Below are 23,101 nucleotides of genomic sequence, written 5' to 3' on the forward strand. Positions count from 1 at the left end.
GTCACTGCTCGCCGCCCTTCCCCCGAGGATCGCGCGGTCGGCGCATAGGCGGGAATGAGAACCCGAACCCGCAGACGCCACACCGAGACCGGGGAGCACACCGGCCCCGACGAACGGTGGATGGCCTCGTACCTCGACATGGTGACCGTCCTCATGTGCCTGTTCCTCGTGCTGTTCGCGATGTCCACCGTGGACAAAGAGAAGTTCGAGGCGCTGAAGGCGTCGCTCACCGACGGGTTCAACTCCCCCGTCCTCACCGCTGCGGCTACCCCTTCACCAGAGCCGCGTGCGAGCGATGATCCGGTACGAGCGGAGTACGACACGCTCGCCGCCCTGCGCGAGAAGCTGTGGTGGGCGCTCGGCGAGGCGGGGATGCAGCACGACGTGACGCTGACCATCGACGAGCGCGGGCTGACCGTCGGCCTCGTCGGCGCCGACGCCTACTTCGGGACCAACAGCACGACCCTCAGCCGCAAGGCGACCACGGTGCTCGGTGCGATCGGTCCGGTCCTTGCCAAGGCCCCGAACCAGATCTCGGTCGAGGGTCACGCGGACCGCCGCGCGGCTGTCGCACCCTACGCGACGAACTGGGAGCTGTCCACGGCGCGCGCCACGCAGGTGCTCCGCGACCTCGTCGAGAAGCGGGGGGTCGGATCCAAGCGTGTGAAGGCCGTCGGTTTCGGGGACGCGCGGCCTCTTGCCAAGGGGACGGGTGCCCTGGCGCTCGCGCAGAACCGCCGGGTGGACATCGTCGTCCTGTCCGACGCGCCGGAGTCGGTGCGCAGCCAGCTGCCGCAGCTCGCGTCCCGCTAAGCGTCGTCGGCTTCCCTGGCGCTCCGCCGTGCTGCCATGCGCACCGTGCGACGGGAGGGGATGCGGCCGTCGCGGTAGACGCCGTAGCCCTTCTCTCCCCCGCGGCTGAATGCGCCGATGGTCTGCTGGCCGGTGAGGCTACGCGTGCACGGGGCGTACAGATCGCTGCTCCCCCGGACCCGCCCGTCACGGTCGACCGGCATGTCGATGGTGCACGCGTCGGCGTAGCGCCCGATGACCGCGGCCCGCTTCTGTGTCACTGCGCGCGTGTACGGCGCGTCGATCAGATGCCAGGCAGGCACGCCGGCGGCACGGAGCTAGGCGGCCAGGGCGCGGACCTTCCGGTATGACTCGGCTGTCGTCTCGTCAGCACCCTCGGGGGCCTTCAGCACGACAGCGCGTTCGATCGAAATGCGGTCAGGCACCTCGACGGTGAGCAGCCTCCCACGCTCATCGTGGAGCCTGCGGGACACGGTGAGGGGCTGGCCGAACAGCTCGTGCCGATGATCCTCATCCGCACCGTGGTCGACTGACTGGACCCAATACGGGCGGTGCCTGCGCGTTCGGCTCATGCGGGCCCTATGCGCGTGGTCAGTCGCTCCTCGTCTCGAGCATCTTCAGAGCGCCGAGCGCGAGGACGGCCGCCCAGAACCTGAGATGTTCTCCTCGATGCGTTCGGCCGAGACTCAGACCGCGACAGGTGCAGCGATCGCGGCGTGGTGGCGGTAGTCCACGAGCTCAAGGTCGGCGTACTCGTAGTCGAAGATCGAGTCGGGCGTCCGGGCGAACCGGAGCCGCGGCCACGGGTACGGCTCCCGAGTCAGCTGCTCGCGCACCTGCTCGCGGTGGTTGTCGTAGATGTGGCAGTCTCCGCCGGTCCAAATGAACTCCCCCGGATCGAGGCCGGTCTGCTGGGCGACCATCAAGGTGAGCAGTGCGTACGAGGCGATGTTGAACGGCACGCCGAGGAACAGGTCGGCGGACCGCTGGTACAGCTGGCAGGAGAGCTTGCTATCGGCGACGTAGAACTGGAACAGCGCGTGGCAGGGCGGCAGAGCCATGTGCGGGACGTCCACCGGGTTCCAAGCGGTGACGATGTGCCGGCGAGAGTCCGGGTTCGAACGGATTTGCTCGACGACCTCCGCGAGCTGGTCGATGCTCCCGCCATCCGGCGTTGGCCAGGATCGCCACTGCACGCCGTAGACCGGACCGAGCTCGCCGTCATCGGCCGCCCATTCGTCCCAGATCGTGACGCCGTGCTCCTGCAGCCACCGGACGTTCGACTCGCCGCGCAGGAACCACAGCAGCTCGTAGGCGATCGACCGGAAGTGCACCCGCTTCGTCGTGATGAGCGGGAACCCGTCGGCCAGATCGAACCGCAGCTGCCGGCCGAACACGCTCGTCGTCCCAGTGCCGGTACGGTCGCCCTTGTGCGTGCCGGTGACCAGCACATCAGCCAGGAGGTCCTCATAGGTCATGCGATCTGCTTTCGGTCGGGAGCGGGTTGCCTGCCTATGCGTCAGAGCCGGAACGACACTCCCCGCCCGAGCCGCAGGGTGACACGCCCGCGGCTGTTGACGGAGACAGGCCCGAACCGGCGCGTCACCGACATCCCCGACCTCGACACGTTCAGCCGCGTGTGCTCGTCGAGGCGTGCGGTCTTACGGAAGATGAGTCCCATGCCGCTCACCCTGCGACAACACAGCGCCCGCCCCGAGTACCGGGGCGGGCGCTGTTCTCGCCCGGGGTCAGCGCAGCAGCTGCAGCACGCCCTGGTTGGCCTGGTTCGCCTGGGTGAGCATCGCGGTGCCGGCCTGCGACAGGATGTTCTTCGCGGTGAACTTCACCATCTCCGACGCCATGTCGGTGTCGCGGATGCGGCTCTCAGCGGCCGACAGGTTCTCCGCCGACACGTTGAGGCTGTTGATCGTCGACTCGAAGCGGTTCTGCGACGCACCGAGGTCGGCGCGAGCAGTCGACACGCTCTTGATCGCCGTGTCGATCGCCGTGATCGCCGCTGTCGAGCCCGTGGGGCTCGACAGGTCAAGGGTGCCCATCGTGGTCACGATCGCGTTGATGTTGGCGCTGCCGAGGTCGACCTCGATCTGGTTCGCGGCGTCCGCTCCGGCGCCGACCTGGAAGCTGAGCTTGCCGTCGCCTCCGACACCGGCCGAACCGTCAAGCAGCTGGATGCCGTTGTAGTTCGTGGAGTCGGCGATGCGACCGAGCTCGCTGACCAGGGTGTCGACCTCGGTCTGGATGGCGGTGCGCGAGTCGGCGTTGTTCGAGTCGTTGCCGGCCTGCACGGCGAGGTCGCGCACGCGCTGCAGGATCGAGTGGACCTCGGTCAGGCCGCCTTCTGCGGTCTGGATGACGGAGATGCCGTCCTGGGCATTGCGGGCGGCGACGTTCATACCGCTGACCTGCGAGCGCAGGCCCTCGCTGATCGCCAGGCCCGCCGCGTCGTCCGCGGCCCGGTTGATGCGCAGGCCGCTCGAGAGCTTCTCCAGCGACTTCGACAGGTCGTTCTGCGTCGACGCCAGGTTGCGGTAGGCGTTCAGGGCCGACACGTTCGTGTTGATCTGCATACCCAAGGTTGTTCCTCCATGAGATGGGTGATGTGGACACGGAGCCCATCCGTAGGCTCCGCCAAGTACCCTGCGACGGGGTACAGGTCTGCTATGCGTGACGTTCCCTCACGCGGCGCCAGCCGCTGGCCGCCCTCCGGCCTCTAACGCGTCCCGCTGCTGGGTGCGCACACGGAGGACTCCCTCAGCGTGGCGGACCGCGGTGCTCAGCCGGCCGTCGGTCGCCCAGCACGGCTTGGCTGCCATTCCGACCAGCGTGTCGTGAGCATCACGCGCCCCGCGCCGCAGCCGAGCGACCTCCGCATCGCCGGCGGAGAGGCGGCTACTGACGGCGGTGGCGACGGAGTCGGCGACCTGGGCAACGAGCGCCTGGAACGCGAGGTTTCCCCGGGTGTCGTTGAGGTCGCTTCGGATGACGTCCTCAAGCCGCGGCTCGAGCGCCGCCCAGACCGCGTCCTGGATCTCGTCGTTCCTCTCGCGCCCCGCTGCCATCAGTCGGCGTCCTCGGCATCTGGCGCGCTGATCAACGGGGCGAACCGGATGCGGCCGGTCGGTGTGACGTACGCGCCAGAGCCATCCGCCTCCGTGTGCTGGCGGAGCGCGCCTTCCTCGCGGGCAGCGATCAGGGCGACGATGTCCTCCTGCGGCACGAGCCTCCCCCACGCATCGATGCCGACGTGAATCTGGTGGCCGTCGTGGACGCGCTGACCCGGCTTGTGCGTGTGCCCGTGTAGCAGCCACCCGCCGTTGTCCCGCAGCCGCCACTCATCGAACCGGTCCTCCCGGGTGTGGTCGCCGAACAGCGGGAAGTGCGACATCCGGACGTGCCGGCGGACGCCGGCAACCGACACCCGGCGCAGGCCAAACGGCTGCACCGCGTCGAACACGGCGTGCCACGACTGCTGCACCTCCCGGCGGATCGAGTCCTTGTGGGCCGGGTGTGCAGGGTCGTGGTTGCCCAGGATGAACACCTTCCGGCCAGGGAGCTCTTCGAACAGGCGGAGCGCCGCGGTGACTGACGTCGCCTTGCCGTTCGTCAGGTCCCCGAGCACGAACACGGTGTCGCGCTTGGTCACCTGAGCCCGCCACATCTGCGCGTACCAGGCGTCGTGCGCGGCGGTGTCGCCGTGCCCGTCCGGCCTGACGAACCCGCGCAGGCGTGCCAGCAGCTCGTGGTCGATATGCGGGTCGCTGGTGTAGAAGACGGTGCTCACAGCCGCTCTATGCGCGTGAGGCCGCCGGACGGGAACAAGCCCTCAGGCTCAGCGCTCGAACACCCACTCCGGGAGCTTGCCGCCGGACACCATGGCCTCGACGATCTGCCCGAGCCCGTGGCCGGGCTGCGCGGTCAGCGCGCGGTGTGCGAACACGTCGGCGGCCGAGGACTGCCCTCGCGCCCAAGTGAGCCAGGCGAGGGTCGCCTGGGTGCCGGCTGTCGGGAGCTGTGCTTCGATTAGCGCGGCCTCCAGCTGGCGGAGCCGTTCGATGACGGCGTCGAGTCGCTTGCGGTTGGGGCGCGGCCCTTCGCCGCACATGACGCGACCGAGACTCTCCGGGACATCGGCGCCCGACATGAAGTTCCGCTGCACGGTGAGCGCGCGCTGACCCATCCTGCGACCGCGGCACCAGCCGACCAGCGCAACATCGCGGAGCGCGGGACGCTCGAGCAGCCACCACATGCGGACGTGCTGCTGTAAGTCGAGGTTCTCCGAGTCCGCGTAGAGGAAGATCTCGTCAAGCAGTGCGCCTTCTGAGTCGAAAGGCGGCAAGGGGAAGTCAGAGGCGGTGACCGCTGCGACCACCTCCGGGTCGGCGGGCAAGACGTCAGCGGCCGCCGCCGGTGAGAGCGCCGTGCGCCCGGTACCTAGCAGCTCAGACACCGGGCGTGCCGGCTCGCCGTCGAGGATCGAACCGTACCCCTCGGCCGTGACGAACACCAGGTCCACGACGCGAAGGCCGCACTGGGCAGCACGAGCTCCGATCGCGCTCAGGAGTTCTCGGCTCTCCTTGCCGTAAACGATGGCCACGACTCCGTCGGTGCGCTCGAGCTTGCAGACGTACCCGATGACGGTCGCCGCGTACTCATCGACGATCTGGTCGTCGCCAGGCAGGTCCATCCGCATCGCGCCGATCGTGCGGTTCGACTCGAACGGCACGAGGACCAGCGACTCCTCTGGAACGAAGCCAAGGAGAGCGGGAACGTGCGAGAGAAACTGGGCGGTGGTCGCGGCCTTGACAACGGTGGTCATGATGCTCCTTAGCGTGCGCACCGGTCGGTGCGCTGACCAGTACATGCGCGGGCTCGTGGCGCTGCGCGTCACTCGCGGCTCGTCGCTCGCCACTAGGCGAACGACTCACCCGTGATCAGCTGCTGCCTGGTGCTATATTCCGAAATCGTCATATGACAACTCACGCGGCCACAGCCGAGCGCGTCGTGCGCCTCGCGGTGCAGGCCGCCGTCACTCGCCGATGGCGAGTGGGATCGCCTCCCACCGACCGCCGGCGCGCCGGCGTGCCAGCCCAACAGTGTCCGGCTGGAGGTGGTGCGCCCGGAACAGCCGGACGTAGCCCTCCGCTTCCTGCCGGCTCGTGCAGGCGGAGAAGGTCGTCACGCCATCGCCCTCGCTCAGTGCGACGCCGTACCAGCTGTCCGAGAGGACGGCGCCCGCGTCGGCCGCAGCGACGATACGCGCGGCCGGTGTCTGTCCTGCGGCCGCATCCAAGGCGTCGAAGACCCGCTCCACGATCTCTGTCGGCTCGGGCGCGTCAGTGCTCATCGGTCATCTCAGAGGCTCGAGTCTCGCGCACGAGGATCATCCGCCAGCCCAGGCCGGCGGCCGAGTACATGGTCGGGGACTTGAGCAGCGCGTCACGGAACTTGTTCGCGGCGACGGCGTACTCGGGCCGGTCGTCGGGTGGGTCGCCCTTCATGCGCAACCGATACGGGTTCTCCGCCACCTTCACCCGCGCCAACAGCATGTAGTGCGCCCGCCCCCAGAGGTGCCGGGCCGCAGCTGCAAGGAGGTATGCGACACCCACGACGGCCGCAAGCCCTGCTAGCGCGAGGAAAGGGGTCAGGACGCCCCACGTGTAGTCATTCACAGCGCACCCACGACCTCGTCGATGTGCCGGTGGTAATCCTCACGGTCCACGCGCAACGTGCCGTCCGCATCGACGGGGTCATAGGCATCGAGGTCATCGGCGAGGGCCCGGGCGACCTTCTGGGTGCGGACCTTGTCGAAGTGGCGAGGCGGTGTGGTCCGCAGGCCCGTGCCGACATGGAACACGTCGATCGTGCCCTTGTGCGGGGTGCCGGCGAGCTTCACGACAGCGTACGTCCCACTGGGGCTCAGGTAGTGCACGGCGGTCGGCCCGCGGCCGCCGTCGGGCATGACGATGTCGAGCGTGTCCATGTGCTCCCCTTCTGTCTGTCTGGACTATGCGCGGCGTCTACTCGATCGCCAGGGTGATCTCGGCCTCATGCGTCACGTGCTCCCACAGGTAGACGGACCAGGAGTGCGTGGGAGTCGCCGTCGTCCTCGTGCGCACCGTCACGCTGCCCTCATCATGATGCTTGGAGAAGGTCACCGCGTCGCCTCTGAACCATTCGGTTTGAGGCTTGCCGTGTCCATCGACGTACCGGATCTTCACCTTGCCGTAGTCGTCCACCGTGTAGTGATGGCCGGACTGCTGGAGCAGCGCGTACTCGTGCGTCTCGGATGTCACGGCGGCCTTCTCCGGGCTCGATGCCGTCGCCGCCACAGAGATCAGAGCGACGATCACCGCGCCGATCCCCCAGAAGATCCCCGGCGCCCAAGCCAGGTCGGATGTGCGGGCGTCGAGCGCGTCGGCCTGCGATTCGGTCAGCGTGCGCCACTCATACCGCTGGGCGTACATGGGAGCAAGCGCCAGGCAGGTGAGTGCGGGGACGTAGAGGTACCCAGCGAACGGGCCGAGAATCGTGGCAAGAGCCGCCGCCACGCTCTCGTAATGGATGCCGGCGGCGATCGCGAACCCTCCGACGAGGAGGGGTGCGAGCAGCATCACCGCGGCCGCAGCGATCAGCGCTCCGACGTAGAACCGCACAGGCTCCGGGCCACTGCCAGACGGCCTTGAGCGGTACACGAGCACCCAGGAGACGAGGATGCTGGCGACGAACGCGACAGCGAGCATCGGGGTCACAACACCGCCTGCCAGCAGCCAGGCTCCGACGGACAGGCCCGCGGGCGCGAGGGTGCCAACGATGCCGGCAAGCCAGCGTCGCCGGAGGGTGAAGGGGATGCCGAATGCGCGTCGGACGGTGGGTTCGGACCTGATGGCGCGGGGGCTTCTCATGCCGGCCCTATGCGCGAACGGCTACTGCGTGCGCACGCTGAGCAGCTGCCATCCCTCCGGCACGAGCTGACGCAGAGCGTCCATGTCGGGAGCGGCGATGTCGCGCACCTCATCACGGCGGACGACTTGCGCCTCGCAGGAGACAGTCGTCGACGCCTTGGCCATCGTCACCGGCGCGTCGGTCAGCTCCCACCCTTCGGGCACTTGGTTGAGGACCATCTGTCGCACCTCGGCGACCGACTCCCCCTGTGCTGTGAGCGTGCGCGTTTCGGTGGGGCGGATCCGGCCGGTGAGCATGCCTCAATCCTAGGCACGCGCATAGGAGCGGTATGGCTCACCCGCGACCCTTCCTCGTCCTCGATATCGACGGCGTTCTGCAGGCGCCGCGGATGAAGTACGGGTTCGAGCAGACCCGTGTGATCGAGGAACGGATTCCCACCGCCGAGGTCCATCCGACGATGATCCCCCGCTCCTGGTGCGGTCCGACCGGCCATCGACGCCGTCGCGAGCATGTGCTGTTCCGCACGCACGTCCGCGTGTCCCCGAGGCTCTTCAACGACCTCACCGAGCTGCCCGCCGACATCGTCATGCTGACCACCTGGCTCGAGCACGAGTCATCTCGCAGCTTCCTCACGCAGGCGACCGAAGGCCGCACCTGGTTCCCGGACGCCTGGCACCTCGCGTTCCCGGGCCGCGACGAGGACGGCTGCCTGCCGTATGACTGGAAGCTGGTTCTGCTGCGGCGCCTGCTGCGGAACGATCCCCGCCCGTTCATCTGGGTGGACGACGATGAGGTCCCCATGCACCGAGAGACCGTCGCCCGCGAGTTCGCCGGCATCCCGCATCTGGCGATCGCGCCGCACAGTGACCTCGGACTCACGCCGCACCACGTCGAGCAGATGCGAGAGTTCCTGACGACTACCGGGGTGTAAGGCGGAGGGGTAGACTCACACTTCGAACAGGTGTTCGGAGCAGAGGAGGCCATCGTGTCGGGAACAGTAGAACGCGAACAGGTGGCCGTCTGGCTCGATCCGGCAACTGGCCGTCCGGAGCGGATCGTCTGGGACTCGCGGCGCTGGCGCACCATCGACTCGCCGAGTCGGCTCTCCGGCGACGCCTGGCGGTTCACTGGTCGGGACGGGGCCGGTCAGACGCGGGTGTTCGACGTCGAGTGCGACGCGGGCATCTGGCACATCTCGCACGTGTGGCGCTGATGGGCCAGAACCGCCGTCACCCTGGATCGCTCGAGCGCGACATCGGCCGTTTCGAGCAGAAGGAGGCCCGCGCCGCGCGACCTATCGGTCTGACGGTCGCCGAGCTGCAGGCAAGCGGACCGCGCACCGACGCCGCAGCCTCGGTGCCAGTCGCCGCGTGGATCCTGCGCCGGGTGGTCTACGACGAGCCACTGCGTGTGCGGGGCCAGGCCATCGCCTGGACGCACCGGGCTGTCCTCGTCCGGTGGACGGATGAGGGAGGCGCCGCGCACGACACCTGGGTCTGGGCAGGGGCGGTCAGTCGGAGCTGACGCACGGCGGGCGTCTAAGACGCGCGCGACTGGCAGACTACCCGGTCGGAGTCGGCTCGCGGTGCAGCCCACCGGAGGGGTTCACCGGGTGTGACCCGGACTTCTCCGAAGACCATGACGTGACCCGGCCGCGCCTGGTGCTCGAGCACAACCACCAGATGAACGACGCGTACATGGACGCCCCGCCGATGTACCGGCAGTAGGCGCAGCGGTCAGTGCGATCGGCCGGGCATCACCTCGTCGGTGAGATCGAACAGCACGGCCCGGGCGACCTCCTCGGAGATCGTAAGGCCCTCCGCGTACACGAGCGGAAGCTGGCCGAGGATCGCGGCGAAGCCTGAATCGTCCGCCTTCGCGACGGCGTCTAGCTGCCATCCGCGGCCAAAGCCATCGCCCTCGCCGTCGAGGTTCGCGTGGTCGAAATTGAAGAATCGGCGCGCGATCACACGGTGGAGCACGGTGTCCGGCCTCGTCGTGTAGCGGACGTACCTGCCGGCCTCGGAGTCGAACGCGAACCACTCGTTGAACAGCTCGAGCGGGCGCTCTGCGACGCTGAGCCACGCATCGAACCGGGCGAACACCGAGTCGTAGCCACGCCCGGCGTCCTGACGCCAGTCGGCCGTGGATGAGTCGGGGTGGAACGTCACCTCCGTGCCGCCGCACGCGACAGTGAACTCCGTCTCGTTCTCCTGTGTCCACACCGAGTAGCCGCCGAAGGTCGTCGTCTCGGTGAGCGTCACCTCGCCGGTCTCCCCCATCCGCAGGCGAACCCGGTCCGCGAGCTGCCCATCGAGGACAGAGCGGATGACGGTCGGCTGGGGCGGCCACTCCCCCGTTGCGTCGGATGTGACCGTTGTCCGGGACAGAGAGGCGGGGTTGGTGATCGACGGGTGCAGCTCTGTGCTCATGGCCGATTTATGCGCGGCCGATGGGAGGCGCCCGCCTCACGGGCGACGACCTGCGAGTGCCGCCATAGGCGGCACGAGCCCGCGCATAGAGAGGTGCATGAACAGCACCGTCCAGGAAGCGCATCTGGTCCTCGTCGAGTCCGGTGTGAACGCGAACAAGTTCTACCGGCTGACCCTGTTCGACGACGGGTCCGTCAAGAAGAACTGGGGCCGCGTCGGAGCCGCAGGGCAGACCAAGATCGAGCACGGCGGCCTCTCGAACTTCCAGCGCACGCTCGCCCAGAAGAAGGCGAAGGGCTACTCCGAGGTGCAGGTCGTCTCAGGGGCGCCGGTAGCCGCCGAGGCAAGCACCGCTGCCCTCCGCGAAACAGCCACAGTGTCCCTGACCGGAGGGGCGACCGACCCGGTCCTCGTCAGCCTCGTCGACCGGCTCGTGGCCGCGAACAAGCACAGCCTCCTCGCCTCCTCCGGCGGCATGATCTCCGTGAACCTCGACGGCCAGGTGACCACACCCCTCGGGGTGATCGGCGCATCCGCACTGGCTGAGGCCCGAGCACTCCTCGCCGAGATGGCGAAGCTCCCCGCAGGGGACGCGCGCGGCCGGGTGACCGAGAAGTACCTGCGCCTTGTCCCGCAGAAGGTCCCCGTGTAGGCCGGCCGCGGGTGGGCGCAGGGGTGGCTCGACACCATGACGAGCACCCAGAAGCAAGGTGAGCTGCTCGACGCGCTGGAAGCCTCCGTCAGCTACGCGACCGCGGCCCGGCGGGCGGCGATCGCCGACTCCGGCAACGACGTCGACGCCGACTTCTTCCGATACCGCATCGAGGCCGTGGCCCCGGGAACGGAGGAGTACGAGCAGGTCGTCTCCCGGTACACCGACACCGCCCAGACCGATGTGCACTCCTGGTCTCGCACGCGGACCCCGAAGAACGTGTACCGGCTCACCGACCGCCGCCACGGCGACGACGTCGCCGCAACCCACAAGCGGGTGCGGAACGTGCGCCGGCTCTGGCACGGGACGGGGGCGGCGAACGTGCTGTCCATCCTGCAGAAGGGCTTGTTCGTCCCGCCGGCCACCGGCTCCGGCATCCACATCGCCGGCCGCATGTTCGGCGATGGCGTCTACCTCTCCCGGTCGGCGTCGAAGTCGCTCGGGTACAGCGTCGGCTACTGGGGCGGCGACAAGTCGGTCAGCGCGTTCATGTTCCTGACCCACACCGCAATGGGCTACGAGTGCCGCGCCTCGGCCAGCGAGTCGCACATCGCCGTGACCCGCCGCGCCCATCGGCCCGATGAGAGCGGCAAGTCCTACGACTCGATCGAGGTCCGCCCGGGCACCGGCGGGGTCCGCAACCACGAGGCGATCGTGTGGGACGCGATGCAGGTGAAACTCTCCTACCTGGTCGAGTTCTGACCCGCGCATAGTAGGAGCATGCGTCCGTCGATCGTCATCCTGACCGGTGCCGGCATCTCTGCGGAGTCCGGGATCCAGACCTTCCGCGGCGCCGACGCCGCGCTGTGGGCGCAGCACGATGTTGAGGATGTCGCCACCATCGGCGGCTACCGGCGCAACCCCGAGCTCGTGAACGAGTTCTACGCTGAGCGTCGACGCGACGCGGCCGCAGCGTTGCCCAACGCCGCGCATCGTGCTCTCGGTCGCTTGGGCACGGCGCTCGGTGGGAGGCTGCTTGTCGTCACGCAGAACGTCGACGATCTACACGAGCGTGGCGGGCTGCCCGACTCCTCCCTCATCCACATGCACGGGTCGCTGATCCCTGCCCTGTGTCCACTGTGCGGGGAACGCGAGGACGGCGGCCGCTACGGCGAGCTCTGCTCGACCTGCTCCATGGGTGTGCTGCGTCCGGACGTCGTGTGGTTCGGCGAGCTTCCGTACGAGATGGAGCGCATCGAGCGGGCCGTCGCCAGCGCCGACCTGTTCGTGGCCATCGGCACCTCCGGCGAGGTGTACCCGGCGGCCGGCCTCGTAGACATCGCTCGGGAGAGTGGCGTGCGAACGATGGAGCTGAACCTTGCTCCAACCTCCCGCGGCTTCGACATCGTGATCGGCGGCCCGGCGACCGTCACCGTCCCGCAGGCCGTAGACGCGATCCTCAGCGAGATCGGCTGACCGCACGCATAGGCGTGCATGACCGATACCGTCCTCCGGTACTCCAGCCAGGCCGGCCTCACCACCTTCCAGTCCGCGGCGGCCGTCGCCGAGCCGCGGACCTCCCGCCGCGTGTACACGGTCGATGACCACCGGCGCCACCGGTTCGCGCAGACCGGCGTGTTCGTCGTCGCCGCATTCGAAGGCGCGATCAGCCGGTTCGACATCGCCCAGCTCGACCAGGCGTCGCTGCTCTCCTACCTCGGGACACTCGGCGACGTTCCGCCTGCCGCTGCCCGCCTCATCCTGCGCCTGCTAGACCACGACTCCAGCGCGATCTGAGGACGGCGCGGCGCCCGCCGCGGGTCGGACAACCGTGAGTCGTTCGCGCAGCGGACGACGAACAGCGAGTGGCGCTCAGCGCCACGAGCCCGCGCATAACCCTGGCATGCACCCCCATCTTCACCGTGCCGCTCAGGCTGTCAACCGCGCGGCCCGAACCCTGCCTACGTCGGCGTCCGCGCAGGCGACGCAGGACGGCGTCCTCATCCCCCAGGACCTCGCCCGCGCGATTCTCGCGGCCGCGACAGTCGTCCACGGCGGAGCGTCCGGTCCGATGATCACGACGATCATCCGTGAGGCGCAGCGCGCGGCCGAAGGCCCCGACATCACACTCGCCGGTGACACGGCGTTGCACCTTGCCCGGGAACTGGAATCTCTGATCGCCGCGCACGAGAGGCACGAGAAGATCCGTCGCGGGATCATTCCGGGCGCCCTCAGCGGGAGCGAGGTCACCGAGCTCGCCCGGCACCACCCGCACCTGTTCCGGCGGCGCTGAGCCGGCGCCCCGGAGGCGGGGCGTCTCACGCATAGGTGGGCATGACTGCGCCCGCTGGTATCCCCTGGTCGTTCTCGTTCTGGGTGCCCGGGATCCCGGCCCCGCAGGGCTCGAAGGCGTTCAAGGGCATGAGCAGGGATGGCCACGCGATCCTGGTCGAGTCAAGCAAGAAGGTGAAGCCCTGGCGTCAACGGGTGTCGCTGTCGGCGGTCGCCGCGCAGAACCGTGCGGACCGGTTCGAGCCGCTGGATGGCCCTCTGGCGGTCTACATGGAGTTCTGGCTCCCACGCCCTACCTCGCACCCAAAAACGCGCCGTACCTATCCGGTAGGCCCGCCCGACGTGGACAAGCTGATGCGATCGACCGGCGATGCGCTCACCCAGTCCGGGACAATCCATGATGACGCCCGGATCGTGGACGCGTACCTGTCCAAGCGATTCGTCCCCACCGACGTCCGGCACGCTCTGCCCACCGACGCGGCTGAGCCCGGGGCGGTCATCCGGATCGCGCAGCTGGGCGCCGAGCACCTCGCCGCGGGCATCGTCGCGCAGCTCAGCAACGAGCAGGACTACGCGCTCGACGTGCTCGCCGAGAGCGAGCTGAGCGCGGACGAGATCGCGGGGCTCATCGCCATCCGCATCAGCGGCGCTCGCTGAGCCACCTCACCGACCGGAGATCCGCAGGGCGCGCCGCACCCCGCGACGGCTTGCGACGATGAGCGGCCGGTCGTCGTCGTCGGCTGCAAGGAAGAACTCGCCGGGGAACACGCGCTCTCGAAATCGGAACTCGGCGCGTGTGGTGGCGGCGCTCACGTAGCAGATGCCGTCCCTGCCCATCATCGCCTGGGACACCTCGAACACGTGCAGCCGGTCGCGTTCCGCCGTCGCCAAGAGCACCGCCGCCTGCCGTGTCTCCCGTCTGACCGCGCGCTGACGTCGCAGGTACGACCAGAGCAGGACGGTCGACGCGGACAGTGCGATGCCGGCGTAGCCGGCACCCGGCCACGGCGGCACGTCGGCGGCCAAGGGCGCGCCCAGCGCCAGGGTCGCCCCGACCCATCCCATGCCGGCGTACAGGCGCCGATCGAAGCGAAGCCACAGGAGCGTGCAGGCCACCGCAGCAAGTGCCGGCACCATCATGATCGGCTGCTGCGTGACGAACGCCATCACCATGCTCGTGACGGTCAGCAGGACCGAGACGCCCATCGCGGCGGCCACCGTGATCCACTGCCAGCGGGCGATGTCCACCTCGGCAGGCAGGTTATGGGGCATCGCCGGAGTCCACTGCCGTGTGTTCGATGCGGGCGTCGCGTGCGGTTCCCGCGGTTCACTGGCATTCGTCTGCTGATGGCGCGGCCGCTGGTCGCCACGAGGGGCCTGAGCCGGATGGTCCCGGTCGTAGCGTGCGCGGGCCTCCGGGGTGCCCAGCAGCGCCCAGGCAGCGTTGACCGCCTGGGCGTCTGCCGGGGACCCTCCGGCGTCGGGGTGGGTCATGCGGATGCGGGCCTTGTACGCCGCCCTGATCACCTCGTCAGGAGCCTGGCGGGTGACACCCAGGACGGCGTACGGGTCGCTCACCCGGCCTGCTCTGCCGCGGCCGCGGTCTTCTCCGCCAGGGCCCCGGCGATCAGCTCGCGGACCTCATCCGGCGTGCAGCCGATCGGGTTGATCTTCGTGTCCTGGCGGTCGTCGTACAGCTCGTTGAACCCGGGGGTCATCTGGAACTCGAGGAGCGTGAAGGCGTGCCACGCGACGGCGACCAGGTGATTGCTCCCGAGCTCCGGGTCGGTGTCCTCACCCTGCATCCACGCTGAAAGGTGCCGCTGCAGAGCCGCGACCGACGACGAGAACGGGAATCCGAGCCGCCAGTTGTCCACAGAACCGACCCGCGGGTACTTTGCGGCGCCGCGGCCGTAGTGCTTCGCGAGCTCAGTCAGTGGACGCTGCGGGATGAGATCGAACCGGGCGAGCTTCTGCTCCTTGGCAGCCCCGGTCTCGCTGGTCACGCGAACCGAATCCTGGGATGTGGGCGATGCGCTCATTGCGCGGTTTCCTTCCTCAAGGTGTGGTGCAGCGAGTCGAGGACGCCGGCCAGGACACCCTCCCAGGCGTCCGTGTCGGTCCAGGAGTCGATGCGGGGGCCGGGCAGCCCCACGTTGTAGGGCTGGGTGAATCGGACGTGCGTCCAGAACGGGTTCGGGTTACCGCCCCGCACCTCCGGCTTGTCGTCGAAAAGGATGTCGCCGAGCTCGAACGTCTTGTCCCGGGCGATGACCGTTGCCTCCGCGGCCGGCACTCCGAAGTCGCGGGCGATGGACAGGAGCTTGTCGTCGGCGCAGGTGGGGTTTCCGAGCCACGGGCTCGTGAGGGTCCGCCGGACCGCGCCGGCCTCCCCGATCGCGTCGTAGGCGTCCACGGCGCCGGGCATCAGCGGGATCTGCCGGTAGAAGCCGGGGAGGTCCATGATGACCTTGATCGCGTCCGCACGCGGGTCGCCGACGTATTCGTCGATGAACCCGAACGTGGTGATCTCCCGCAGCGGCAGCGTCGGGAAGATCCGGTTGTACTCGTGCAGGAACCAGAGCGTCCAGTCGTATTTGACCCCATCGGCGTCGAACAGGATGATCGGGGCGCGCCCGACACGGTCCTCGAACCGACGCACGGCGTCGCGGAGAGCGCTCATCCGGGTCATCCCTTCGTCACCGCGGCGCGGGAGAACAGCCACCCGGGCGCCGCCTCGTCGAGTTGCCGCTTGGCGCGGTCGGGCATGTGGCATCGGAGGCGTGCGTCGATCTGCTCCACCAGCCATGCGGCCAGCCGGTGCTCGTCATGCTCGATCGAGTGGATCGAGGGCCACCCGGTGTGCGTGGAGCGGAACGTGGACAGCTGCTGGCACATCGCGTCGAACTGCGTCAGCCTCGGAAGCTCAGCGGTGTCGGTGCGCCAGACGGTCACGGTCACGCCGCCCTCGGGCTGAAACTCGTTCTCGCGCAGATCGGTGGGTCGTACGTCCCGCAGCATCTGCTCTACTGCCGGAGGGAGGGTTCCAACTGTCATGCCGCTCTATGCGTGCAGCCCGGCGCAGCATGGGCACTCCGTGTCCGCGGCGAGCCCGCGCATAGCTGTGCCCGAGGCCACAGCGGCCGCAGACATGGAGGACAGCTCGTGAACTCACCGTTCGAGGCGGGCGAGAACGTCTACGTCATCGGCACCTCTGGTATCTTGCGCGCGAAGATCACGCGCACCACGGCGACGCTTGCCATCGTCCGCTCTGCCCACGGGCACGAGAGCAAGTACGACCGGACGGCCGGGTTCAGCGTTCCCCGCGGCGACTTCCACGCGACGACCATCGCGCGCCCGACCCGGGAACTGGACGCCCGTTACCGCGCGCAGCAGCGGAGGTCAGTGGCGTCCAAGCTCGCAGCCGCGGCCAAGCGGTTCGCCGGCGGCGACGACGCGAGCATCGCCGACATCGAGCGACTCACTGCCCTGTTCGCGAAGCTCGCTCCACTCGATCACGAGAACGGCTGACGCCTCCGCGCATAGGGCTCTATGCCCTCGCGCCTGAACCTGAACACGATCCACCCGGCTCGCAACACGCGGTTCGACTGGGACGACCTTGACCGCGGCGCCATCGCCGGGAATGTCACCGTCCACTTCGGCGACATCGCCCAGCACGTCGAACGGTTCATCCGGGACGCAGAGATGATCGTCGGGTGCGTCGCCTGGGTTCGTTCACCCAGGCTCATCGATGCCCTCTCACAGCGACCGGTGGCCCTGGTCGTCAACAAGGAGTTCGGGCTGCGGGTGGACGGGCATCCCGAACGCGCCCCTCTGCTGCGCCTGGTCGGTGGGGTTCCCGGTGACCAGGTGTACGGCGCTGACGAAACCACACTCGAGGCCGTCCGGTGCGCCGGGTGGTCGGTGCGCGGCAAGTTCGGGGCGCTGATGCACCACAAGTTTCTCGTCGCTCTCGAGGACGGCGAGCCGGTGCGGGTGTGGACGGGCTCGTTCAACCTGACGACGGGGGCCGAGTCGAACATCGAGAACGGGATGGTCATCGACGACCCGGTGATCGCCGACGCGTTCCTCTACGAGTTCTCCCGCGTCTGGGCGCTGTCAGAGCCCCTCCTGTTCCGTGAGGGTCGGCCGACGCCCGGCGATCGGCGCGGGGCAGAGCTTCGCGTACCCGCGAAAAGGGCACCACGCAAGAAGGCTGCCGTGCGCAAGCGCACGACGACTGCCAAGAAGGCCGCGGCGACGTCCAAGAAGCGCGCGGCGACTACGAAGACCAAAACGGCAGCCAAGCGCCGGTCAGTTGCGAAGAAGTAGGGGCCGCCGCGTCGGTCAGTCGAGGCCGAACGGCTCGCGCACGGCGCTCATCAGATCACACGCCAGCCAGGGCCGGCGCCAGTGTCCGGTCGGCAACCGTCAGCTCGCCCCGGAGGGTGTGCGCCCAGTCAAGTCCCCGTGCGTCGAGGTGGCGTTGAGCGCGCGTCACGCTGACATACGCAAGCCGGGCCTCCTCCGCGGCCAGCGGCTTGCGCTCACCGGTCCGGTTGTCCATCGGCGGCTCGCTGTAGTCCTCGCTGATGCGCACATGGAACCACTCCAGGCCCTTCGCGATGTGCGCGGTGGACACCGTCTGCTGGGCGTTGCCGACGGGCACCGTGCTCTCGATCGCTGCGAGCACCTTCTGTGCGCCGTGCTCATCGACGACCTTCACCAGCGCCGCGATGTCGCTGCCCGCCGGCTCCTCCTCCACGAACGCGCGGACCGCCGCCCACGAGTCGAACACGTCGAGCTCCCGGTGACTGGTCTGCCCCTTGCTCTGCAGGTCGATTGCGGCCTTGGCGAGGGCTGCGAGCTCCTTCGCCTTCCGCTCCCCTGCGATCCCGACCCTCAGACCCTTCCGCTGAGCGTCCAGGACCTCCAGCATCGCACCGCCGTTGGTCCGGGTGAGCACGGCCTCCGGCTCCCGCTCGCTGCGCCACACACTGGACTTCTTGTCCTGCAGGCCTTGCAACCGGATGTCGGAGCCGAGCAGGTCGAGCCAGAAGTTCGCCTCGTCGGCGATCGCCTGCCCGAACCGGAACGACTGGGTGAGGTTCACCCGCTCACCGCCGAACAAGTCGAGCGCGTCGATCGACCCGCGCCATTCGTAGATCGCCTGGTTGGCGTCTCCGACCGCGATGATCTGGGCGCGCTGCTGACCGAGCAGTCCGACGGTCAGCGGCTCGAGGTCCTGGGCCTCGTCGGCCAGGATGTAGTCGTAGCCGAGGTCCGGCTCGTCGAGCGCGAACCGCTTGAGGTACGTGTCGTGCTTGTGTGCGAGCTGACCGTCGGGGTTCATCCAGTCCGCCCACCAGACACGTGCCGCCTCAGCCACCCGCTCCCGCAGCCGCCGGCGCTCCCCCTGGGTGCCGAGGACGGTGGCCGGGAGGGTCACGAGGTCCGCGGTGATCTCTCGGTCCATCGACCGGCAGAACGCGCTCACCGTCTCCTCGGCGAGCCGCACGAGGGTCTGCCGGGTGAGGAACGTCCCGCCGATCGCGAACTTGTCGTCGACGCCGAGGAGCTTCGCCTTCTGTGGCCAGAACAGGAACTTCTGGTTCATCCGGGCGCGCGACGCCTGACCGTGCGTGGCATAGGCGAGGGCGTGAACGGTCGAGCAGTGGACACCCGTGCCCGCGAACCGCCGACGTGCATCGTCGGCGACCGACTTGTTGAAGGCGAGGTACAGCCCGCGCCGGCCCGCCGCGCGCTCCGCCATGAACCGCAGTGCGCTCGTCTTCCCGGTACCCGCTCCCGCGTACACGCGTACGTTGCCGCCGGAGGTGAATGCGGTGATCGCGGCCTGCTGCTCGGAGGTCGGTGTGTTGCTCAAGGGTGTGCTCGATTCTTCTGAGGCGTCGACTGTAGGCCAGGCCCCAGACACGCACACCTCTATGCGCGGTAAGGGCGGTCAGAAGGTGATGCACTTCCCCTTCTGGATGGCTGCCATGGCTCCCAGGTCGTCGATCTTGTGCCAGATGCCCGTGCTCTTGCCGACCCGGCTGTCGTAACTCCGGAACAGGTGTCCGACGCCGGTGAGGAATGTGCCGCAGTAACCCGCCGGAACCCACACCGCATCCCAGTCGTAGACGGACACGGAGTTCGCACCGGACATCACGTACGCCGTGCGTCCACCGGGGTTCACCTGCCCGTTCCCGACGTAGTCCGTCGAGATCTTCAGTGGGTCCACGCCCATGTTGTGAACCGAGCCGCACATGCTCTTGTTGCACTTCTCGCCGGCTGCGAACGCTGGCGATGCCACGCCGATCACCAGGGCGAGGACAGCGGTGATCGTCACCGCGATCCTGTGCTTGCGCCCGGTGGGCATCTGCCGGTCAGTGAGTGTCGAATTGGTCATGTTGTCTCCTTTGTCTCAGCCGCTGGCTGTTGGAGAGCTACCCTGCGGAGGGCAAGCGCGGCCGCTATGGTGATCGCATGCGAATGCGTCTGGGGGCAGCGTCCGTTCTCGTTCTTCTGGGGCTCGTCGGCGTCGTTGCCGCGGTCATCGCGTGGCATCCGTGCTGGCAGGAGGCCGACGCCCAGTGCTACCGGACGATGGACAGTGCACCAGGTGCCGCGCTGACGTTCGGACTGTGGTGGGCGGCGCTCGCTGTGACACTGGCGGTGCTCGCCTTCGGGGACCGGCGGCTCGTCTCGATCGTGGCGCTCGCCGCGTTACTCATCGGGAACCCGGTGACTGACCCGGGCTTCTTCTTCCTGGGCGTGGACACCGCGGACTCCGTGCCGTTCACGGGTGTGCTCCCCTCCGTCGCGCTCATCGTGGCAGGGGTTCTCACCGCAGCTCCGTGGCCCCGGCGCGCGCCGCTTGCAGTGCGTCCCGCCGGCTGAGCTAGCCCGCCTCGCTGCGGTGTCGCCTCGGCGCATAGGGCCGCATGACGAACCGGCGCCAGGATGAGTACGACGAGAGTGTGGCTGCGTTCCGCGGCCTGCTGAACGCGGTGTGGATGTCCGCGCTGTTCTGGGGGCCGGTCGCCGCCGGCATCTACCTCGCGGTGCGCTGACCTGCTCCGGCGTCGAGCTCGCGCAGCGACGCGGTTCGCATCACGCTGTACGCCGAGTTCCCCTGACCGTCGACCATGAACGGCATCATCAGCTCGTCGAACTGGTACATCTCGGTGTCGGCGAGGGCCGCCTGCACTTTCAGCCACTCGAGCGCGATCCGCCACGCTGTGCGCAGGGCCTGCCCCGGGGCGCGGTTAGCCTTCGGCATGCGGGTCGGTGTCTGCAGCCGTGCGGATCCCGTGCTCGACGATGTCGGCGACTCGGAGCCCTCGGACATTGTGTAGTGCACCGATTCGCGCGAGCTCCCGCAGCTTCTGCCCGGTGCACATGACGCACACGCGGAACGGGGTGAGCGCCTGGACGCCGAAGTCGCGGACGTGCTCATCGCCCCGGAAGTAGGTGGTAACGATCACTCGATCACCGGGTCGGATGCGCTGGTCGTGCGCGTAGTCTGCGGGACACACGTGGGCGCCGCGGCTTGTCGAGATACGCATGGACGGCATCAGCGCGCGCCGTCCTGCACAAACACGTGGGCCATCCAGTCGCGCGTCACGATCAGCTCGTACGTGGTGTCGTAGCAGGCGCCGGGGAACGTGAGGAAGAAGGTGTCGCACGATCTGGGCGTCGTGACCCTGTGCACCGCCATCTTGTCGCCGATGGACACATGGGTATCAGCGGGCAGCGTGAGCGTCCGGATCGCGCCGTTCTCGGTGACATCCACCTCGTACTGCGCACCGACTTTCGTGACCTCGCCCCTCTCCGCGACCCAGGTCGCACTCGGGCCCTCGTACTTCGGGCCGTCGGAGCTGGCGAGGACGATCACACCGGCGAGGAGCGCAACCACCGCAGCCACAGCGGCGGCGGTCACAGTGCCGAGCGACGCGTACTTGACGACAGCCGGCTTCTTCATGACCTTGGCGTCGAACGTCGCGACGACGCCGCCGAAGGCGGCGACGACAGCGATCATCACCCAACCGTAGAGGGTCAAGCTCATGGTCACTCCTGTGCTCGTAGGTGCAGCACTATGCGTTCGACTGCTCGAGCGCCTCGACACGGGAGGTCAGCGCCGCCACCTCTGTCCGCAGCTGGCGTGCCTCATACGCCGACCGGTTGTGCCGCCTGAGGTGCTCGGCGGTCGCGTCGGCGGCGATGATCGCATCGGCGCAGCCGGCGGCTTGCCGGACTGTGGCGCACGGCGGGTTCACGTCGTGGCCTTCGCTCGGCCGGTCGTACCCGGAGCAGCATCCGGGGATCCCGCGGATGTGCTCCGTGAGCAGCGCGATCAGCGCGCTCTTCCTGTCGCTCATCTCGTCTCGCCTCTCGTCAGGCACGACTATGCGCGGCGATCTGTTCAAGGGCGGTCCGGATGCGGATGAGCTCCTCCTGGATGCCGGCGATCGCCGCCCGTTCCCGGTCAGCGGTCCACTGCTCCGGGTGGTCCCGGCGCTGCAGCAGGTCCCGGTGGACGGCCACGATCGCCTCGGCGTCCGGGCGTGCGGCGACCCGGCGAGCGGACCGTGCTGCGACCTCCGATTCGACATGCAGCGGGATGCCCGCCCGGGCTGAGGACGGCAGGTCAGGTGACAGTGTCTGCTCGGGGGTGCCGAGCGTGCGCTCCCAGTCTCGGTACGCGGTGACGATGATCCGCAGGATCTGGAGGTGAGCGCGAGGCGCTCGGGACAGCGGACCTCTCCAGGTCACGACGGGAGGGCGGAGTCTGTGGCCGCGCGGCGCTTCAGCGCGGCGGCGGACGAGCGCCAGTACGTCACCTCGACGACCTCGAGGTCCACACCGTCGAGGTCGTCGTGCTCTGTGGCGTAGATCACGAGGTCCTCGTCGGTGAGCGGCGCGTCCGCGTCGAGGCCGAGGGTGCGGCGGACGGCCTCGCTGGAGACGAACAGGTCGCCTCGCACGTCCGCCTCGACCTTCGCCCGCACCTCGATGCGGTGGTAACGAGAGGGGTCGTAATGCTCGGGGATCAGGGCGTCGGTCATGGCGGTCTATGCGTGGTCGCTGTACTCGCGGAGGATCTCGCGGGTCGCCGCCAGATCCTCATGCGGCTCGGCGGCACGCAGCATCTCGAACACGCCGTCGGCGTTCTGAGCGACACCGTACTTCCGCAGCAGCTCGATACGCGCCGCCCTCGCGTAGCGGATGGTGAGCGCCCACACCACGACGTAGGCGAGGCCCGCCAGGACCGCAGCGATCAGGACCATGCGTCCGACCTGCAACGTCACGCAGGCGGAGACGATCGCAGCGCCGAACCCAACGCCGGTGACCCACGCGAGCCCGCGCCGTAGCGTTTCCAGCCGACGGGCAGCCGTCAGCGGCTGAGGCGGAGTGTGCGCGAGGATCCGGCTGACGTCTCCGTTGACGGCCTGTGTGATGAGCTCGGCCCGCGACGGTATGCCCTCGTCGGTCATGCGGCTGCGACGTCCGCAGCTGCGTCGGCAGGTGCCACCGCGGTCTCCGACAGGAACCGGCGCGTCTCGGTGAGGTCGGGGTGCAGGTGAGCCTGCGGGACAGCGATCGCGTACACCGCGGGCTTCGCCCGGTCGTCCACGGTGATCCCATACTGTGCGAACATCTTGTCGCGGGTCTGGCGTCGGTGCTTGCGCACGGTGTGCGCGGCGACCGCCCAGACGGTGGCCGGCGGCACGACGAACAACGGCCAGAGCACGCCGACGATCACGGTAACCAGGACCCCTGCCGCCGGTGAGAGCGCCCAGCTGAGCAGGAGCATCGGCAGGATGGCCAGCATGAGGCCGCCGGTGAACCAGTCGGCCACCTTCCGCACGATCTCCCAGCGGGCGAGTGAGGCAACCGCCGCGGCGTCGGCGGTGCTCAGCCTCTCGTAGTCGGCCTTGACGGCATCAGACAGGGTGCGGGATTCCACGGTGGCTCCTCTGGT

General features: G+C 68.7%; 41 protein-coding genes. 14 read left to right on the forward strand and 27 right to left on the reverse strand.

The features are described 5' to 3' along the window. Nucleotides 1–54: 54 nt before the first annotated feature. Nucleotides 55–813, forward strand: coding sequence for an OmpA/MotB family protein (locus tag AC3RX1_RS06485; RefSeq protein ID WP_491500418.1), 759 nt, complete (start codon nt 55–57; stop codon nt 811–813). Here the strand turns inward: AC3RX1_RS06485 and AC3RX1_RS06490 are convergent. The 12 genes from AC3RX1_RS06490 to AC3RX1_RS06545 form a co-directional block, all read right to left on the reverse strand. Further along, entirely contained in the window at nt 810–1,073 is a 264-nt protein-coding gene (locus AC3RX1_RS06490; protein WP_491500419.1) for a hypothetical protein, read from the reverse strand. The two genes, AC3RX1_RS06485 and AC3RX1_RS06490, sit on opposite strands and share 4 nt — an antisense overlap. 426 nt (nt 1,074–1,499) lie before the next feature. Next, nucleotides 1,500–2,291, reverse strand: a complete 792-nt coding sequence (locus AC3RX1_RS06495; protein ID WP_491500420.1) for a thymidylate synthase — start codon at nt 2,289–2,291, stop codon at nt 1,500–1,502. A 41-nt stretch (nt 2,292–2,332) separates the two neighbouring features. Continuing rightward, entirely contained in the window at nt 2,333–2,494 is a 162-nt protein-coding gene (locus AC3RX1_RS06500) for a DUF4236 domain-containing protein (RefSeq protein ID WP_491500421.1), read from the reverse strand. A gap of 67 nt (nt 2,495–2,561) precedes the next feature. Then, on the reverse strand, nt 2,562–3,407 hold the full coding sequence (locus AC3RX1_RS06505; protein WP_491500422.1) for a flagellin N-terminal helical domain-containing protein: 846 nt from the start codon (nt 3,405–3,407) through the stop codon (nt 2,562–2,564). A gap of 102 nt (nt 3,408–3,509) precedes the next feature. Continuing rightward, nucleotides 3,510–3,893 carry a hypothetical protein gene (locus AC3RX1_RS06510; RefSeq protein WP_491500423.1) on the reverse strand — a complete coding sequence of 128 codons (384 nt, stop codon included), beginning with the start codon at nt 3,891–3,893 and terminating at the stop codon, nt 3,510–3,512. Continuing rightward, complete coding sequence (locus AC3RX1_RS06515; protein ID WP_491500424.1) at nt 3,893–4,615, reverse strand: metallophosphoesterase; 723 nt, start codon at nt 4,613–4,615, stop codon at nt 3,893–3,895. The genes AC3RX1_RS06510 and AC3RX1_RS06515 overlap by 1 nt, the downstream gene beginning before the upstream one ends. A gap of 48 nt (nt 4,616–4,663) precedes the next feature. Then, nucleotides 4,664–5,650, reverse strand: a complete 987-nt coding sequence (locus AC3RX1_RS06520; RefSeq protein WP_491500425.1) for a DUF4192 family protein — start codon at nt 5,648–5,650, stop codon at nt 4,664–4,666. A gap of 210 nt (nt 5,651–5,860) precedes the next feature. Further along, nucleotides 5,861–6,178 carry a hypothetical protein gene (locus AC3RX1_RS06525; RefSeq protein WP_491500426.1) on the reverse strand — a complete coding sequence of 106 codons (318 nt, stop codon included), beginning with the start codon at nt 6,176–6,178 and terminating at the stop codon, nt 5,861–5,863. Beyond that, nucleotides 6,168–6,503: a hypothetical protein gene (locus AC3RX1_RS06530; protein ID WP_491500427.1), complete on the reverse strand. Its 336-nt coding sequence runs from the start codon at nt 6,501–6,503 to the stop codon at nt 6,168–6,170. The genes AC3RX1_RS06525 and AC3RX1_RS06530 overlap by 11 nt, the downstream gene beginning before the upstream one ends. Further along, nucleotides 6,500–6,814, reverse strand: a complete 315-nt coding sequence (locus AC3RX1_RS06535; RefSeq protein WP_491500428.1) for a protein-tyrosine phosphatase family protein — start codon at nt 6,812–6,814, stop codon at nt 6,500–6,502. The genes AC3RX1_RS06530 and AC3RX1_RS06535 overlap by 4 nt, the downstream gene beginning before the upstream one ends. Before the next feature lie 37 nt (nt 6,815–6,851). Further along, nucleotides 6,852–7,736: a GtrA domain-containing protein gene (locus AC3RX1_RS06540; protein WP_491500429.1), complete on the reverse strand. Its 885-nt coding sequence runs from the start codon at nt 7,734–7,736 to the stop codon at nt 6,852–6,854. 21 nt (nt 7,737–7,757) lie between these two features. Continuing rightward, on the reverse strand, nt 7,758–8,033 hold the full coding sequence (locus AC3RX1_RS06545; RefSeq protein WP_491500430.1) for a hypothetical protein: 276 nt from the start codon (nt 8,031–8,033) through the stop codon (nt 7,758–7,760). A 32-nt stretch (nt 8,034–8,065) separates the two neighbouring features. On the opposite strand from AC3RX1_RS06545, the gene AC3RX1_RS06550 reads away from it, so the two are divergent. Genes AC3RX1_RS06550 through AC3RX1_RS06560 form a run of 3 tightly spaced genes read left to right on the forward strand, consistent with a single transcriptional unit; the run spans nt 8,066 to nt 9,261 of the window. After that, nucleotides 8,066–8,668, forward strand: a complete 603-nt coding sequence (locus tag AC3RX1_RS06550; RefSeq protein ID WP_491500431.1) for a hypothetical protein — start codon at nt 8,066–8,068, stop codon at nt 8,666–8,668. A gap of 54 nt (nt 8,669–8,722) precedes the next feature. Next, on the forward strand, nt 8,723–8,950 hold the full coding sequence (locus tag AC3RX1_RS06555; RefSeq protein WP_491500432.1) for a hypothetical protein: 228 nt from the start codon (nt 8,723–8,725) through the stop codon (nt 8,948–8,950). Further along, nucleotides 8,950–9,261, forward strand: a complete 312-nt coding sequence (locus AC3RX1_RS06560; RefSeq protein WP_491500433.1) for a hypothetical protein — start codon at nt 8,950–8,952, stop codon at nt 9,259–9,261. Before AC3RX1_RS06555 ends, AC3RX1_RS06560 begins: the two co-directional genes overlap by 1 nt. Before the next feature lie 212 nt (nt 9,262–9,473). Here AC3RX1_RS06560 and AC3RX1_RS06565 read toward each other — a convergent pair whose 3' ends face one another. Next, the gene (locus tag AC3RX1_RS06565; protein WP_491500434.1) at nt 9,474–10,169 is read right to left on the reverse strand and encodes a hypothetical protein; all 696 of its coding nucleotides are present in this window, start codon (nt 10,167–10,169) and stop codon (nt 9,474–9,476) included. A gap of 97 nt (nt 10,170–10,266) precedes the next feature. On the opposite strand from AC3RX1_RS06565, the gene AC3RX1_RS06570 reads away from it, so the two are divergent. The 6 genes from AC3RX1_RS06570 (at nt 10,267) to AC3RX1_RS06595 (ending at nt 13,770) form a co-directional block, all read left to right on the forward strand. After that, nucleotides 10,267–10,821: a WGR domain-containing protein gene (locus AC3RX1_RS06570; RefSeq protein ID WP_491500435.1), complete on the forward strand. Its 555-nt coding sequence runs from the start codon at nt 10,267–10,269 to the stop codon at nt 10,819–10,821. Between the two features lie 36 nt (nt 10,822–10,857). Then, nucleotides 10,858–11,583: a poly(ADP-ribose) polymerase family protein gene (locus tag AC3RX1_RS06575; protein ID WP_491500436.1), complete on the forward strand. Its 726-nt coding sequence runs from the start codon at nt 10,858–10,860 to the stop codon at nt 11,581–11,583. Between the two features lie 18 nt (nt 11,584–11,601). Further along, nucleotides 11,602–12,297, forward strand: a complete 696-nt coding sequence (locus AC3RX1_RS06580) for an NAD-dependent deacylase (RefSeq protein ID WP_491500437.1) — start codon at nt 11,602–11,604, stop codon at nt 12,295–12,297. A gap of 18 nt (nt 12,298–12,315) precedes the next feature. Beyond that, nucleotides 12,316–12,618, forward strand: a complete 303-nt coding sequence (locus AC3RX1_RS06585; RefSeq protein ID WP_491500438.1) for a hypothetical protein — start codon at nt 12,316–12,318, stop codon at nt 12,616–12,618. A gap of 106 nt (nt 12,619–12,724) precedes the next feature. Next, complete coding sequence (locus AC3RX1_RS06590; protein WP_491500439.1) at nt 12,725–13,114, forward strand: hypothetical protein; 390 nt, start codon at nt 12,725–12,727, stop codon at nt 13,112–13,114. Between the two features lie 41 nt (nt 13,115–13,155). Next, a complete protein-coding gene (locus AC3RX1_RS06595; RefSeq protein WP_491500440.1) occupies nt 13,156–13,770 on the forward strand; it encodes a RusA family crossover junction endodeoxyribonuclease in 615 nt (204 codons plus the stop codon). A gap of 6 nt (nt 13,771–13,776) precedes the next feature. Here the strand turns inward: AC3RX1_RS06595 and AC3RX1_RS06600 are convergent, their stop codons facing one another. The 4 genes from AC3RX1_RS06600 to AC3RX1_RS06615 are packed head-to-tail and all read right to left on the reverse strand — an operon-like array spanning nt 13,777 to nt 16,170. After that, nucleotides 13,777–14,691 carry a J domain-containing protein gene (locus AC3RX1_RS06600; RefSeq protein ID WP_491500441.1) on the reverse strand — a complete coding sequence of 305 codons (915 nt, stop codon included), beginning with the start codon at nt 14,689–14,691 and terminating at the stop codon, nt 13,777–13,779. Continuing rightward, complete coding sequence (locus tag AC3RX1_RS06605; protein WP_491500442.1) at nt 14,688–15,119, reverse strand: dATP/dGTP diphosphohydrolase domain-containing protein; 432 nt, start codon at nt 15,117–15,119, stop codon at nt 14,688–14,690. Before AC3RX1_RS06605 ends, AC3RX1_RS06600 begins: the two co-directional genes overlap by 4 nt. A gap of 32 nt (nt 15,120–15,151) precedes the next feature. After that, nucleotides 15,152–15,796, reverse strand: coding sequence for a 5' nucleotidase, NT5C type (locus AC3RX1_RS06610; protein ID WP_491500443.1), 645 nt, complete (start codon nt 15,794–15,796; stop codon nt 15,152–15,154). Nucleotides 15,797–15,801: 5 nt separating this feature from the next. After that, a complete protein-coding gene (locus tag AC3RX1_RS06615; protein WP_491500444.1) occupies nt 15,802–16,170 on the reverse strand; it encodes a hypothetical protein in 369 nt (122 codons plus the stop codon). 108 nt (nt 16,171–16,278) lie between these two features. Here AC3RX1_RS06615 and AC3RX1_RS06620 point away from each other — a divergent pair, with 108 nt between their 5' ends. Both AC3RX1_RS06620 and AC3RX1_RS06625 read left to right on the forward strand, forming a co-directional pair. Beyond that, a complete protein-coding gene (locus tag AC3RX1_RS06620) occupies nt 16,279–16,644 on the forward strand; it encodes a hypothetical protein (protein WP_491500445.1) in 366 nt (121 codons plus the stop codon). 21 nt (nt 16,645–16,665) lie between these two features. Then, a complete protein-coding gene (locus tag AC3RX1_RS06625; protein WP_491500446.1) occupies nt 16,666–17,445 on the forward strand; it encodes a phospholipase D-like domain-containing protein in 780 nt (259 codons plus the stop codon). 55 nt (nt 17,446–17,500) lie between these two features. Here AC3RX1_RS06625 and AC3RX1_RS06630 read toward each other — a convergent pair whose 3' ends face one another. Then, complete coding sequence (locus tag AC3RX1_RS06630; RefSeq protein WP_491500447.1) at nt 17,501–19,000, reverse strand: UvrD-helicase domain-containing protein; 1,500 nt, start codon at nt 18,998–19,000, stop codon at nt 17,501–17,503. A 78-nt stretch (nt 19,001–19,078) separates the two neighbouring features. Next, the gene (locus AC3RX1_RS06635) at nt 19,079–19,525 is read right to left on the reverse strand and encodes a hypothetical protein (protein ID WP_491500448.1); all 447 of its coding nucleotides are present in this window, start codon (nt 19,523–19,525) and stop codon (nt 19,079–19,081) included. Between the two features lie 77 nt (nt 19,526–19,602). Between AC3RX1_RS06635 and AC3RX1_RS06640 the strand changes: the two genes are divergently transcribed. After that, the gene (locus AC3RX1_RS06640) at nt 19,603–20,016 is read left to right on the forward strand and encodes a hypothetical protein (protein ID WP_491500449.1); all 414 of its coding nucleotides are present in this window, start codon (nt 19,603–19,605) and stop codon (nt 20,014–20,016) included. Nucleotides 20,017–20,060: 44 nt separating this feature from the next. Further along, nucleotides 20,061–20,189, forward strand: a complete 129-nt coding sequence (locus AC3RX1_RS06645; protein WP_491500450.1) for a hypothetical protein — start codon at nt 20,061–20,063, stop codon at nt 20,187–20,189. Here the strand turns inward: AC3RX1_RS06645 and AC3RX1_RS06650 are convergent. The 8 genes from AC3RX1_RS06650 to AC3RX1_RS06685 all read right to left on the reverse strand — a co-directional run bounded on the left by AC3RX1_RS06650 (nt 20,171) and on the right by AC3RX1_RS06685 (nt 23,086). After that, entirely contained in the window at nt 20,171–20,398 is a 228-nt protein-coding gene (locus tag AC3RX1_RS06650; RefSeq protein ID WP_491500451.1) for a hypothetical protein, read from the reverse strand. The two genes, AC3RX1_RS06645 and AC3RX1_RS06650, sit on opposite strands and share 19 nt — an antisense overlap. Next, nucleotides 20,385–20,603, reverse strand: a complete 219-nt coding sequence (locus AC3RX1_RS06655) for a hypothetical protein (protein WP_491500452.1) — start codon at nt 20,601–20,603, stop codon at nt 20,385–20,387. The genes AC3RX1_RS06650 and AC3RX1_RS06655 overlap by 14 nt, the downstream gene beginning before the upstream one ends. 89 nt (nt 20,604–20,692) lie before the next feature. Further along, nucleotides 20,693–21,184, reverse strand: a complete 492-nt coding sequence (locus AC3RX1_RS06660; RefSeq protein WP_491500453.1) for a hypothetical protein — start codon at nt 21,182–21,184, stop codon at nt 20,693–20,695. A gap of 28 nt (nt 21,185–21,212) precedes the next feature. Continuing rightward, on the reverse strand, nt 21,213–21,497 hold the full coding sequence (locus tag AC3RX1_RS06665) for a hypothetical protein (protein ID WP_491500454.1): 285 nt from the start codon (nt 21,495–21,497) through the stop codon (nt 21,213–21,215). Between the two features lie 16 nt (nt 21,498–21,513). Beyond that, the gene (locus tag AC3RX1_RS06670) at nt 21,514–21,891 is read right to left on the reverse strand and encodes a hypothetical protein (protein ID WP_491500455.1); all 378 of its coding nucleotides are present in this window, start codon (nt 21,889–21,891) and stop codon (nt 21,514–21,516) included. Then, entirely contained in the window at nt 21,888–22,184 is a 297-nt protein-coding gene (locus AC3RX1_RS06675) for a hypothetical protein (RefSeq protein ID WP_491500456.1), read from the reverse strand. Before AC3RX1_RS06675 ends, AC3RX1_RS06670 begins: the two co-directional genes overlap by 4 nt. Before the next feature lie 6 nt (nt 22,185–22,190). Beyond that, nucleotides 22,191–22,613: a hypothetical protein gene (locus AC3RX1_RS06680; protein ID WP_491500457.1), complete on the reverse strand. Its 423-nt coding sequence runs from the start codon at nt 22,611–22,613 to the stop codon at nt 22,191–22,193. Then, the gene (locus AC3RX1_RS06685) at nt 22,610–23,086 is read right to left on the reverse strand and encodes a hypothetical protein (protein WP_491500458.1); all 477 of its coding nucleotides are present in this window, start codon (nt 23,084–23,086) and stop codon (nt 22,610–22,612) included. Before AC3RX1_RS06685 ends, AC3RX1_RS06680 begins: the two co-directional genes overlap by 4 nt. Nucleotides 23,087–23,101 lie beyond the last annotated feature (15 nt).

The sequence above is a fragment of the Microbacterium altimontanum genome (assembly GCF_058349865.2).